At 66.9% G+C, this 13,359-nt stretch carries 6 protein-coding genes; all 6 read left to right on the top strand.

Going from position 1 to position 13,359, the window contains the following annotated elements; genetic code table 11:
- Positions 1-190 precede the first annotated feature (190 nt).
- The 6 genes from ACHFB9_RS06530 (at position 191) to mnmC (ending at position 13,325) form a co-directional block, all read left to right on the top strand.
- Positions 191-1,315 (top strand): VWA domain-containing protein, encoded by a 1,125-nt coding sequence (locus tag ACHFB9_RS06530; protein ID WP_417070406.1) that lies wholly within the window; start codon positions 191-193, stop codon positions 1,313-1,315.
- Positions 1,315-3,378: an SWIM zinc finger family protein gene (locus ACHFB9_RS06525; protein WP_417070405.1), complete on the top strand. Its 2,064-nt coding sequence runs from the start codon at positions 1,315-1,317 to the stop codon at positions 3,376-3,378. The genes ACHFB9_RS06530 and ACHFB9_RS06525 overlap by 1 nt, the downstream gene beginning before the upstream one ends.
- 19 nt (positions 3,379-3,397) lie before the next feature.
- Positions 3,398-7,204, top strand: coding sequence for a DUF4132 domain-containing protein (locus tag ACHFB9_RS06520; protein ID WP_417070403.1), 3,807 nt, complete (start codon positions 3,398-3,400; stop codon positions 7,202-7,204).
- Between the two features lie 8 nt (positions 7,205-7,212).
- On the top strand, positions 7,213-8,307 hold the full coding sequence (locus ACHFB9_RS06515) for an ATP-binding protein (RefSeq protein ID WP_417070401.1): 1,095 nt from the start codon (positions 7,213-7,215) through the stop codon (positions 8,305-8,307).
- Positions 8,308-8,385: 78 nt separating this feature from the next.
- Complete coding sequence (locus tag ACHFB9_RS06510) at positions 8,386-10,869, top strand: DUF5682 family protein (RefSeq protein WP_417070399.1); 2,484 nt, start codon at positions 8,386-8,388, stop codon at positions 10,867-10,869.
- A 542-nt stretch (positions 10,870-11,411) separates the two neighbouring features.
- Complete coding sequence (mnmC, locus tag ACHFB9_RS06505) at positions 11,412-13,325, top strand: bifunctional tRNA (5-methylaminomethyl-2-thiouridine)(34)-methyltransferase MnmD/FAD-dependent 5-carboxymethylaminomethyl-2-thiouridine(34) oxidoreductase MnmC (RefSeq protein WP_417070398.1); 1,914 nt, start codon at positions 11,412-11,414, stop codon at positions 13,323-13,325.
- The last annotated feature ends 34 nt before the right edge of the window (positions 13,326-13,359 follow it).

Genomic DNA, 13,359 nt, shown 5'->3' with positions numbered 1-13,359 from the left:
GATTCGTTCTCACCTGGCTTGCCTCCGTGATTTATCCAGATCGGGCAGAACACGGCGCCAAAGAGGCCATCCTCCGAATCCCTTCCGGACAGCAAATAGCATAAGGCCCCGGGCGAGTCCAGGGACTGGGAGAAGAGTCTCGTTTGCTGGCACAATGACACTTACATCCGGCCGAGCCGAGACGAGAGTGATGAGTTCGGAAGACACCCTGCGCCGCTGGCGTTTGATCCTCGGCCGATATGCCGCACAGCCGCTTTCCCGGGCCCGGTTCACGGCCGGGGACTGGCGCTTCGACGAAGCCCTTGAATATCTGTATGGCCGCGAATATGAGGGCCGGGGGCTGAGCCGCTCGGGGGGCGGCAGTTCGCTCGATCTGAGCCAGCTGCACGCGGTCGACTGGCTCGCCCGCTCGCGCAAGCTCTTCCCGCGCGAGGTCTTCGAGCGCATGCAGTCGCAGGCGATCGAGCGCTACGGGATGACCGATCTGCTGCGCGATCCCGAAGTTCTGAACTCGCTCGACGCTTCTCCCGCGCTGGCGAAGGCGCTGCTGACCCTGCGCGGGCGACTCTCGGCCGACATGCGCAATGCCGTGCGCGAAGTGATCCGCAAGACGGTCGACGAGATCACGCGCACGCTGCGCAAGGATTTCGTCAACGCGCTGGTGGGCCGGCGCAACCGGATGCGGCGCTCCTTCCTCAAGAGCGCGCAGAACTTCGATGCCCGTGCAACGATCGCCGCCAACCTCAAGAACTATGACGCGACGCGGCGCCGGCTCGTCATCGACCGCCCCCTCTTCAATGCGCGCATCAAACGCAATCTGCCGTGGGACATCGTGCTCTGCGTCGACCAGAGCGGTTCGATGATGGATTCGATCCTCTACAGCGCGGTCATTGCCGGCATCATGAGTTCGCTGCCCGCGGTGCGCGTGAAGCTCGTGATCTTCGATACCAGCGTGGTCGATCTCTCGCACCTTGCGAGCGACCCGGTCGAAGTGCTGCTGACGGTGCAGCTCGGCGGCGGCACCGACATTGGCCGCGCCGCGCGCTACTGCGAGAGCCTGATCACCAACCCGCGCCGCACGGTCTTTGCGTTGATCTCCGACTTCGAGGAGGGTGCGTCGCCCGGCGCGCTGCTCGGCGCGATCCAGCGCATGGCGGAAGCCCGCGTCAAGCTGCTCGGTCTCGCGGCGCTCGACGAAACCGCCAATCCGGTCTACGACCGCCAGATGGCGCAGCGGCTCGCCGACAAGGGCATGCACATCGCGGCACTGACACCAGCGCACTTTGCGCAGTGGCTGGCGGAGGTGATGGACTGATGCCCTGGTTCGATGTCTACCGCGCCTACGATGATGACACGCTGACGACGCTGGCCAACGCAGGCCTGCTCCGCCGCGCGGCGAAGGATGTCGAAGCCGGCAAGCTGGCCTGGCTTGAGCTGCGCGAGGACGGCGGCGCGCTGTCTGCCGACGGCCAGCGCGTCGAACTCGACACCCGCGGCCCCGGACAGGCGCGCTGCGACTGCCCGGCGGCGGGCCTCTGCAAGCACATCCTCGGCGCGGTGCTGTGGCTGCGCGCGCAGGCGCCCTCCCCGTCCGCCGCGCCAGAAAATGCAACGCCCGACTGCGCAGCGGAGGACAGACAGGCTGAGGCGCCCGGATCGGGGCCCAGTCCGCTCGAAGAAATTCTCGCGCTCACGCCCGATGCGCTATTCAAGGCCGCCGGCATCGCGGCCGTACGGCGCGCGGCGGCCACTCCGGTCGAGCACCTCGTCTGGCACGACCAGGGCGCGGTGCTCGTACTCGAACTGCCCGAACTGGGCGCGGTCTGCCGCTGGATTGCGGGCACCGGATTCGCGGGCATGGTCTCCGAAGTGCCGGCCGCCGAACGCCGCACGGTGCATCTGATCGCGCTGGCCGCGCTGCGGCGCGAGCTCGGCTCGGCACTCGAATGGCCGGACGGCGTCGCCCCGGCGCGCGCGCAGGAATCCTCTGCGGCGAGCGAAGACGAGCTGCGCTTTCTCGACCAGATCGACGCGCTGCTGCGCGAGCTGATCACCGGTGGCCTCGCCCATGTGAGCGAGCTGACTTCGGCGCGGCTCTTCGCCCTCAATATCTCGGCGCGCGGCAAAGGCCTGCCGCGACTGGCCGCCCACTTGCGCAAACTGGGCGGCATGGTCGATCTGCTCGCGCAACGCGATCACCGCGTCGAGGAGCGTGACGTGCTGGCGCTGATGGCGCGCATCCATGCGCTGTGCTGGGCCTCCCGCACGGCACGGGGAGAGCAGGCCACGGCCTTGCGCGGTCAGCTGCGCCGCACATTCGACGAAACGGCTGCGCTCGACCTGCTCGCGCTCGGCGCACACTGGTGGCAGACGCGCGGCGGTGCGCGCGGGCTCACGCTCGCGTTCTGGGACATCCCGGCCGCGCGCCTGCTGCAGGCCACGCTCGCGCGGCCCGATGCCTCCGATGCCAGCTTCACCCGCCTCGGCGCATGGAAAACGAATGCACTTTGGCAGGGCGCCGGCCCCGCGCAGCAGATCTGCGAAGGCGCGCTGCGGCTAGAGCAGCCGCGTCAGGCTGAAGATGGTCGCCTCGCGCTCGGCAGCGTCACGCGCGCCCAGACGCTGCCAGCCTGGAGCTGCGACGACGAACGAATCGCCACGCTCGGATACCGCGACTGGACCGAGCTGGCAGCGCAGCTGCGGGATATGACCGGTCTCTCGGGCACGGTCATCGACGCCGCGCTGCTGCGTCCGAGCGCGATGCGCGCGCCGCGACTCGACGAAGTGCGCCAGCGCTTCGACTGGGCGGTTCAGGATGAGCGGGAACGCTGGCTCGTGCTGTCGATTCCCTGCGGTCCCGAGCATCGCGAGCGCATAGCCAATCTGGACCGTCTGATCGCGCGGGGCGCCGTCGTCCGGGCCGTGCTCGTGCACATCGAACGCAGCGCATATGAAACGATCCTGATGCCGGTCTCCGTGCTCGTCGACAGCGAAACCGGAAAGACGCTGCAGGCGGTGTCGCTCGACTTCGCCACTGAGCCCGCACGCAGCACCCCGCTGGCCGGCCGCATCCTGCGCCTGTTCGAAGCGCGCAGCGAAGCGCCGCCTGGCCTGGCCGCTCCGACCCTCGCTGCCCGCCTTTTCGCGCCCGTCCTCGAAGTCATCGAGACGCAGGCCGAAACCGGCCGCCTGGCACTCACCGCCGCACAGGCAGGCGCTTTGCAGCAAGCGCACGCGCGCATCGCTTCGGTGGGGCTCGCCACGCCGGCCGACGCGCTGCTGGCGCACCTGAATCACGCGACAAGCGACTCTCTTCTGCGGCTGTCCTGGCTCTGCCAGCTGCTCGCTGTCAGCGAAAGCCTGCCTTTACCCGAATGACCTTCTGGCGATCACAACCATGAGCTTCCTCGACAAGATCCTGAACACCCTGAGCGGAACGAACACGGGCCCTCACGGCCTCAACATCGAACAAGTGAGTCTTCTCAAGCACGCCTTCGAACCGCTCGACCGCGCGGAGGGCCTCCTTGGCGCCCGGGCGCTCGAATTCGTGCTCGAAGGAACGCAGGAGGCGGTGCTCCTCGAACTGCCCACCGCGTCCTCGCCGATCGGCACGCCCGGCGAGTTGCTCGGCAAACCCGGACGGCTGCGCTGGAACTTCAATCTCTACAACCAGAAGGAACTTGAAAAGCTCGGCAAGGCCAGCCTCGCCGCGCGCTCCGATCTCTACGCCTCGATCAGCGCCGGGACGCCGCCGCTCGATGCGCTGGTCCGGCTGGGCAAGCTGCTGGCGGCGGCCGATGCGGGCAAGTCACTCGACCATCCCGGGGCGCCGGTACCGGACTGGCTCCAGTACCTGATCAACGACGCGTTGTTTGCGAGCATCAACGACGGACGGCAGAGGGATCTGGTCCAGGCGCGCCCCGCCTGGACCATAGATCTGATCGCGCGCCTTCTCGCCCATGAAGGCCTCGACGAAACGCTGGCACTGCAGGAAGTCTTCGAGCGCAAGGGGCTGGAAAACTACTACCACGACCACCTCGACGGACTGGTCAGCGCGAGCACCGTCGCCGACTATATGAAGGCCCACCCTCAGGCGGTCGAAGCGCTGCCGGCACAGCTCTCGGCAGCGGGCCGAACCGTGCTCGCCAGGCGCCTCGGCGGCGACAAGGCTCTGCTCGCCGTCTTCGCGCCGCTTTTCGTGCGGCTCGCGGTCGACAGCAGCAAGGGCGTGCGCAGCGAAGCCTGCCCGCATCTCGACGGCATCGAGAGCGCACGACGGATCGAACTGCTCGATGCCGTGCTGCGCGAGGGCGGCAGCTCTGAGCGCGCGCAGGCCGCCGAACTGATCGCCCGCCTGCCCGGCGAAGAAGCGCGCACCCGCCTGGAGGCCGCGCTGAGCAAGGAAACCAGCAAACCGGTCCAGCAGACGATAAGCGCCGCCCTGTCGCGCCTCGACGCAGCGGGCGACGCGGGCGCCCTCGCGCTTCCGGAACCGCCCGCCTGGCAGCCCTTCGAGGACACGGAACTCGGCGAAGAGACCGTCGAACTTCTGCTCGCCAACCTTCGCGACGTGCTCGAGGGGGCGCGCAAATCGGCCGAGAGCGAGATCGAGGAAAACAAGGCGAATCAGCACAAATACACGTGGCGCCAGAAGAACTACGCCAATCTTCAGAAGGTCGACGAAGAATCGCTGCGCGCAGTCGTGCGGGTGCTCAACGGCAAGGGCAGCAAGGACGACCTGAGCTGCGTGCAGGCGAACGAAGTCCAGCAGTGCGTGATGCACGGCGCGCGCCTGCAGGCCCTGCCGGCCTTCCGCGTCACCCACCTGATCCGCTGGCTCAGCGTCGCGCGGCACTGGGGCAGCTTCTGGGTCGATGACGGATTCCAGAAATGGCTCAGCCGGCAGGCGGCCGGCTCGGTCGACCTGCGCGCCCTGGCCGACCTGTTCCAGCGTTCCGGCCTCCCGATCGACGAAGTCGCGCAGAGCGCCCTCTCCGACTACTGGAACACCGCGTCGGCCTGTGAGCTGCTGCCCGCGGACCGCGTCTGGCCCTTCTTTGCCGAACACCCGGAATACATCGACGAAGGGCTCGGGCTGGTTGCACCGCCCAAGCGCGAGAACACGCGCTTTCGCATCGAGCTCGGTCCGACGCTGCGCACGCTGGCGACTTTCCCGACGATGCAGGCACGGTGGCTGCCGCGCGTGATGGAACTCGCTCTCGGCGAAGGCAAGACCTACCGCTCCGCCGCGCAGGCCGCGCTTTCGACGCTGCCCGACATCGGACGCCGCATCATCAAGGCGCTCGATTCCGGCAAGAGCGAAGTGCGCATCGAAGCCGCCAACTGGTTGGCCGAGCTCAAATACACCGACGCCATCGAAGTGCTGACGGGCGCGCTCGCCAAGGAAAGCCGCGAGACCGTCCGCGCCGTCTATCTGACGACGATCGAGGCGCTGGGCGCGGACATCTCCCGCTGGCTCGCCCCAGAGACCTTGCTCGCCGAAGCGAAAAAGGGTCTCAAGGCGAAGCCGCCCGCGGGGCTTTCCTGGTTCCCGATGGAGGCTCTGCCCGCCTGCCGCTGGACAGACGGCAAAGCGGTGGAACCCGAAATCATCCGCTGGTGGGTCGTGCTCGCCTGTAAACTCAAGGAACCGGGCGGCAATGCGCTGCTCTCGCGCTACCTCGATCTGCTCGATGCGGCGAGCAGCGAAGCGCTCGGCGGCTTCGTGCTGTACCAGTTCATCGCCCAGGACACGCGCCACCCTTCACTGGAAGAAGGCATCGCCTACGCCCAGGCCGAAGCGCCCGGGCGTTATCAGAACTACCAGCAGGGCTACCTCAATGCGAAGCCGGAATACCGGCAGTGGTACGAGGCCAACTACAACAAGTCGCAGGAGCAGGTCTTCGAGGAATGCAAGCGCGAGAAGATGAGCATCTATCTGGGCAGCGCGATCGGCGAGAAAGGCATCCTCGCGCTGATCGCCGATGCTCCGGCCCATCAGACGGTGACGCTGCTCCAGCAGTACATGCGCGATGACTACCAGCGCCGCGCGCAGATCGAAGCGATGATCGAAGCCGCCGCAGCCGGCAACGATCCGGTGCTGATCCAGTTTCTGCTCGGCCTCGCGCGGCGTTATCGCACCGCCTCCGTCCAGGAAAAAGCGCGAGCGCTCGTGCAGCAGATCGCCGACCGCAACGGCTGGTCCCAGGAACAGCTCGCCGACCGCACGGCGCCCACGGCGGGGCTCGATGACAGCGGAAAGCTCGAACTCCAGTACGGAGAGCGCCTCTTCACGCTGACGCTCGACGCGGCGATGAAGCCCGAGCTGCGCAACCCGGACGGCAAGCTCCTCAAGGCGCTGCCCGAAGCGCGCCAGAACGACGACCCGGCGCTGATCAAGGAGGCCAAGTCGCAGTTCTCGACCTGCAAGAAGGAACTCAAGCAGATCATCGAACTGCAGACCGCGCGCCTCTTCGAAGCGATGTGCGCCGGACGCCTGTGGCCGCAGAACGAATGGTGCGAATACCTGCACCGCCACCCCATCGTGGGGCGGCTGATCCAGCGCCTCGTCTGGCTCGAAGTCGCGCCCGACGGCGCAATCCGCACGAGCTTCCGCCCGACCGAGGACGGTGGGCTGATCGACACGCAGGACGACGAAGTCGAACTGCAGGCCGACAGCCAAATCCGCATCGGACACGCTTCGCTCGTCGATGCGCAGACCGCCGCGGCGTGGGTCGCGCACTTCAAGGACTACAAGCTCACGCCGCTGTTCGCGCAGATGACGCGCAAAGTTCCGCTCATCGCCGTCAAGGACGACAAGGGGCAGGACACGAAGGAGATTGCCGACCGCCTCGGCTGGATCAGCGACACCTTCACGCTGCGCGGCACCTTCAACAAGCTCGGCTACCAGCATTCGCAGGCCGAGGACGGAGGCTTCTTCAGCCAGTACCTCAAGGAATTCCCGAGCGTCGGCGTGCGCGTGGTCATCGAATTCTCCGGCAACTGCCTGCCCGAGGAAAACCTGCCGGCCGCGCTCAAGACGCTTGCCTTTGAAAACATGAAGATCCGCAGCTGGGGCGATCGCACGATCGCGCTGGCCGAGGTGCCGCCGGTGCTGCTGGCCGAGGCGTATGCGGACTATCTGGCGGCGGCGCAGACCTGCGCGGGATTCGATCCCGAGTGGGAAAAGAAGATGCCGTGGTGAGGAACAGGATGAGCACGAACACGACACAGGCTGTACGGCTGGCCGCAGAACTGCGCTACGCCGACGAACTCCAGAGGCTCGCGGATGCCGACAAGGACACGCGCCCGCCCGGCTGGAAGCTCTCGCCGCGCGCGGTGCGGCGCTTCATTCTCGGCGACGAAGCTCTGCAGGTGAGCCGCAAGTTCTTCGGCGACGATCCGCTGATCGACCGCGCCATCGTCACGCTGATGGGTCATCAAGGTCTGATGCTCGTCGGCGAGCCGGGCACCGCGAAATCGCTGCTCTCCGAACTCCTCACTGCCGCAATCAGCGGGGACTCCGGACTCACGGTGCAGGGCACGGCCGGCACGACCGAGGACCACATCAAGTATTCCTGGAACTACGCGCTGCTGCTCGCCGAAGGACCGAGCCAGCGCGCGCTCGTGCCCTCGCCGATCTATCAGGCGATGCGTGCTGGCAAGCTTGTCCGTTTCGAGGAAATCACCCGCTGCCCGCCCGAGATCCAGGACGTGATGATCTCGCTGATGAGCGAGAAGCAGCTGATGGTTCCGGAACTCGGCGATGAGGCACGACTGTTCGCACAGCGCGGCTTCAACATCATCGCGACCGCCAACCTCCGCGATCGCGGCGTGCACGAGATGTCGTCAGCCCTGAAACGGCGCTTCAACTTCGAAACCGTGCGCCCGATCCGCGACCTGCAGTTCGAGATCGATCTGGTGATGGCACAGGTCACGCGCGAGTTCGAAGGCTGCGAACGGGTCAGCGTGCCGCGCGACGTGATCTCGCTCCTCGTCACCACCTTCCAGGAGCTTCGCGCCGGGCAGACTCAGGAAGGGACCGCGATCAAGGGGCTCGATGCGACGATGTCGACAGCCGAGGCAGTCAACGTCGCTTACGCAGCGGCACTGCAGGCTCAGCATTTCAACGACGGCAGGCTCACGCCGCGCGAGATCGCGAGCCAGCTGCAGGGCGTCGTGTTCAAGGACAGTCAGGACGATGCCAAGCGCGTGAAGCACTACTTCGACACGGTCGTGCGCGAGCGCGGCCGACGCGACACGCAGTGGAAGGAATTCCATGACGCGGCGCGGGCACTGTGGCAATAGCGCGATGGACAGATCCGCGCCCAGGAAAGCCCGGATGAAGCGCTGGCGCTCAGCGGCCATTGAGGAGCTCCGTCCCCTATGAGCCTCACCCCCGCCCTGCCCCCGGGAGATGCGGCTGAACGGGTTGCCGAAGCCCGCACCCGGCTGTTCGGCGAGCGCGACGTCTACTTCGCCCCGGTGCGCCATCACAGCCCGGCCTGCGCGCTCGCGCTGCGCCAGATGCTGCGTGAGCTCAAACCCGCGGCGGTGCTGATCGAAGGACCGGACGATATCGGCGCGCTGCTGCCGCTGCTGAACGATCCGCAGACGAGGGCGCCGGTAGCGATCCTCTGCCAGGCCACCCGCACGCGCGCGGTCGAGGAAGCCGACGCCGGGGAGAAGACACGCCCGGAAACACGTTCATCTTTCTATCCCTTCTGCGACTACAGCCCCGAATGGGTCGCGGCCCGGGAAGGCTTTGCACTCGGTGCCGAGCTCGCGCTGATCGATCTGCCGTGGCGCGACAAGGCCTGGGAGGGCGGGGACGAAAGCCAGGCTGCGCAAAGCCTGATGGAAGAGCGTCATTTCGCGCACAGCGCCTACCTTGGCGCGATGGCGGCGCGGCTCGGCTGCGTCGATCACGATGAACTGTGGGATCGTCTGTTCGAATTGCGCGCACCGGATACGGTCGGAGAATGGCGCAGCTTTTTCGGCGACGTGTTCCACTGGTGCGCGATGGCGAGGCTCGACTACGAGCCGGAAGTGCTCGAAGCAGAACTCTCGCTGCCTCGGGAACGCCATATGGCCGCGCATATCCGCGCGTGGCGCGAACGGCTGGCCGGGAACATCGTCGTGGTCACCGGCGGCTTCCACACGCCGGAATTGCTGAGCGCATGGCAGACCGCCAAGCCGCGGCGCGCGAAAGAGGCCACGGAGAAGACAGCGCCGGGGGCCTGGCTGATCCGCTACAGCTTCGAGCAGCTCGACGCGCTCAACGGCTACGCATCAGGAATGCCTTCGCCCGCCTACTACCAGTGCCTCTGGGAGGCCTTCGAACGCAAGGAGCGTGATCCGTTCGCCGCGGTCGCACTCGACATGCTCACCCGCTTTGCGCGCAAGACGCGCGAAGACGACCTCTCCGATGCGGTCTCCACGGCGCTCGTCCAGGCGGCGGCCGTGCAGGCGATGCGGTTGGCCGAGCTGCGCGGCAACCCAGGACCGGGTCGCCAGGATCTGCTCGACGCGATCCGTTCATGCTTCGTGAAAGGGGCGATCGACGAAGGCACGCGCGGTTTCACCGCCGACCTCCGCCGCTTCCTGGGGGGGAGCCGGATCGGCGATGTGCCGCCTTCGGCCGGCTCACCACCGCTGATCGAGGACGCCCGCCGCCGCGCCCGCGCCGCCGGCGTGCGGCTCGACGACAGCACACCGCACATCGCGCGGCTCGACCTCTATCGCAAGCCTTCCCACCGCGAACGCAGCCGTTTCTTTCATGCGATGACCTACCTCGACGCGGGTCTCGCCACGAAGCTGTCGGGGCCGGACTTTCTCGGCAACAGCCGGCTCAACCTGCTGTTCGAGGAATGGCGCGCGGCCTGGTCTCCTCTTGTCGAGGCGCGCCTGATCGAGCTGGCCGCCGATGGCGCAACGCTTGAAACCGTCTGCATGGCACGGCTCGCCCGCGAAGAGGCTGCGCTGTTCGAAGCCGGCCGCGCCCGCAGCGCCGCCACGGCCGTCATGCTGCTCGTGCGCGCTTGCCTGATCGGGCTGCACGCGCGCCTGCCGCAATTGCTGCAGATGCTCTCGACGCACCTGGACGAGGACGCGTCATTGGCGTCGGTTGTCGAGAGCGGACACCGGCTGAGCACGCTCTGGCAGGCACGCGAGCCCCTCGGAGTGCAGCGCAACCCGCAGCTGTTCGCGCTGCTTGAGCGGATCTGGCCGACGGCCCTGTTCCTGCTGCCCGACCTCGCAAGCTGCGACGAGGCGTCCGAAGCGCGCGCAGTCCAGAACCTGCTCTCGCTGCGCGAACTCGGCCGCCAGCTTGGCGCGATCGAGGATGGCGCAGGCATCGATCTCGCCCAGCTTCATCAGCATCTGGACCGTTTCGCGACCGGCGCGGGGCTCTCGCCGGCCATCGCGGGCGCCTCGGCAGCTTTGCTCTTCCTGGAGGGGGTGTGGAGCGAGGCGTCGCTGGAGGCCGTCGTTCATGCGCGCTTCGGCGCCGGAGCCGAGCAGCGCGAAGCGGTGCGTTTTCTCAATGGCATGCTGAACGCAGCACCGGAGCTCTTGTTGCGCTTGCCCTCCCTGCTCGCGGGCATGGATGCCTTGATTGCGGGCTGGGACGAAGCCGATTTTGTCGCGTATCTGCCTGATCTGAGGCAGGTCTTCACCCGCTTGCGGCCGCAGGACACAGCCGAACTGGCCGGCTGCGTGGCCGGCTTGCACGGGCAGCGTGACGGCAGCTCGCTGGCCGAAATCCACTATGACACGAGCGAAGAAGATCTCGCGGCCGGTCTGCAACTGCAACGAGCGCTGGAAGACAAGCTGCGCCGAGACGGACTCGATGCCTGGATCCATTAGCCGGCTCCTCGCTGTCCGCCCTCGGACGGCGAGCTTCGACGCGACGACAACGGGAGAAGCCGGCCTCTTTTTGACCGGCCCCCACCGACCCGGCGAACCGGGAAGAACTCCGCTGGCATATAATCACCCGTGCCAGCTGTCTGCCCCCTGCGGCGCATCCGGTCCCGGCTCACTGTTCGCGACACCGCCAAGTCCATATTTGATACCCGTTTCGATGAAACCACGGTTTCAGACTGTCGCTTTACCGCTGCCCCCTCCGTACCGCGCCCGCTCTGATCCGGCCGGCCGGATCGCGCCAGCTTCGCCCCCTCTGGGCCGACAGGCAGTGGCGAAGAGTTGGACATGCGGTTTGGCTGAAGGGGTTACAGGTCGCAAAACCGGCGAAGACGGATAGAATCACATCGACGTAGCATATCGCAGGGGTATCGATGAGGGCTGCTTTCTCCTCCCCAGGAGAGAAACCTCAATCCCCTCAATGACTTGAAGAAATTTGACCAAGTCGCCACAGCGCATTGGTATAGACACGTGAGCGGAGTTCCCCTGTGAGCAGCAACTACCACCCCATCGAGCCAGCACGTCTCCAGTTCGATGACGAAGGAACTCCCTATTCGTTCACCTATGGGGATGCCTACCATCCCCACGCTGGAGCACTGGGCCAGGCCCGCGAAGTCTTCATGGCCGGTTGCGGCCTGCCCAAGACATGGCAGGGGAAGGATTGCTATGTGATCGTCGAGACCGGCTTCGGACTGGGCCACAACTTCCTCGCCGTCTGGGAAGCCTGGCGAGCCGACCCCAAACGCAGCCAGCGCCTGCATTTCATCTCGGTCGAAAAGCATCCGTTCTCGCCCGAGGATCTGCGCGAAGCCCATCAGCGCTCGCGCGCCCCGGCCGATCTGTCATCGCAACTGTGCGCGCAGTGGCCGGCCGCCCTTCCCGGCTTTCATCGCCTGCACTTCGACGAAGACCGCGTCACGCTGACCCTGCTGTTCGGCGATGCCGAAGAGCTGCTTCCCGAGCTCAAGACCCAGGCCGATGCGATCTTCCTCGACGGCTTTGCTCCGGGCAAAAACCCGGACATGTGGTCCGCCACGGTGTTTAGCGCGCTCGCCGAGCTGTCCCATTCCGACACGCTGATCGCGACCTGGTCGGTTTCGGGCTGGATACGGACAGGCCTCGCCGAAGCGGGCTTCCTGACCGACAAGGCTCCCGGATTCGCCGGCAAGCGCGAACGCCTGTGCGGCCACGCGATCAGTGCCACGCCGCGGATCGAAGCGCCAAGCGACCGCAGGGCTCTGGTGATCGGAGCGGGCCTCGCCGGCACCGCGACCGCCGAGCGGCTCGCCTCCCGCGGCTGGCAGATCCAGCTGATCGAAGGCGCCGACGGACCCGCGCAAGGCGCGTCGGGCAATCTTTCGGGTGCTTTCCGGCCGCTGCCGGCCGCCAGCGACGGCCGGCTCTTCCAACTGACGCGCTCGGGCTTCCTCTACGGACTCCGCCGCGTTGAGGCGCTCAGAGGTGCCAATCTCGACGTGCGCGGCGCCTTCTGCGGCGCGCTGCACCTCGCGCGCGATGCGGAACAGGAAGCGAAGCTCGCCGAGATCGTCCGCATCATTCGGGCGCCATCCGAGTTCGTCCGCTTCGTCGACCGCGCCGCGGCCTCCGAACTGGCGGGCCAGCCCGTGCGCTTCGGCGGCTGGTATTTCGAGCAGGGAGGATGGATCAATCCGCCCAGCTTGTGCCGCGCCAATATCGCCCGCTTCCCTTCGCTGATCCAGACGAGCTTCGGCCACCCAGTGCACCATCTGCAGAGAACGGGGGGACTGTGGCGGGCACTCACGAGCAAGGGCGAAGTGCTCGGCGAAGCGCCGGTCGTCGTCCTCGCCAACGCCGCCGATGCCCGCCGTCTGGCCTTGGCCGAGTGGCTGCCGCTGACCAGCGCGCGCGGTCAGGTCAGCCATCTGCCGGCACAGGCGCTTCCCCCTCTCGCCCGTGTCGTCTGCGGACAGGGTTATGTGACGCCGTCCGTGGACGGCACACTCAGCGCCGGCGCGAGCATTTTCCCCGAGGACGAGAGCACGCATCTGCGCCTCGGCGACCACCTCGAAAACCTCGACAAGCTCGACCGGATGCTGCCCGGCTTCACCGCCAAGCTCCCGACCCCGCCCCTCGAAGGCCGGGTCTCCCATCGTTCGGTCTCGCCGGACAGAATGCCCATGGTCGGCCGCCTGCCTTCGGTCGCCTACGCGGGCAACTTCAAACTCGCAAACGTCCCCCGCCACTCGGGGCTCTACCTGTTCTCGGCGCTGGGCGCGCGCGGCCTGACCTGGAGTTCGCTGCTGGCCGAGCAGCTCGCCTCCCAGATCGCCGGCGATCCCGATCCACTGCCGCGCTCCCTCGTCGAGCGGCTGGACCCGGCCCGCTTCCTGTTCCAGCGCAGCCGCAGCAAACAAGTGTAAGACTCCGTATCGGCAGTCTTCCTGAACAGCTGCG

The organism is Niveibacterium terrae (genome assembly GCF_048213115.1).
GTDB lineage: Bacteria > Pseudomonadota > Gammaproteobacteria > Burkholderiales > Rhodocyclaceae > Niveibacterium > Niveibacterium terrae.
This window is presented reverse-complemented; position numbering and strand designations above follow the sequence as displayed.

Coding starts and splice junctions, on each gene's coding strand:
- ACHFB9_RS06525 (WP_417070405.1), top strand. CDS start 1,315: ATGCCCTGGTTCGATGTCTACCGCGCCTACGATGATGACACGCTGACG.
- ACHFB9_RS06530 (WP_417070406.1), top strand. CDS start 191: ATGAGTTCGGAAGACACCCTGCGCCGCTGGCGTTTGATCCTCGGCCGA.
- ACHFB9_RS06510 (WP_417070399.1), top strand. CDS start 8,386: ATGAGCCTCACCCCCGCCCTGCCCCCGGGAGATGCGGCTGAACGGGTT.
- ACHFB9_RS06520 (WP_417070403.1), top strand. CDS start 3,398: ATGAGCTTCCTCGACAAGATCCTGAACACCCTGAGCGGAACGAACACG.
- ACHFB9_RS06515 (WP_417070401.1), top strand. CDS start 7,213: ATGAGCACGAACACGACACAGGCTGTACGGCTGGCCGCAGAACTGCGC.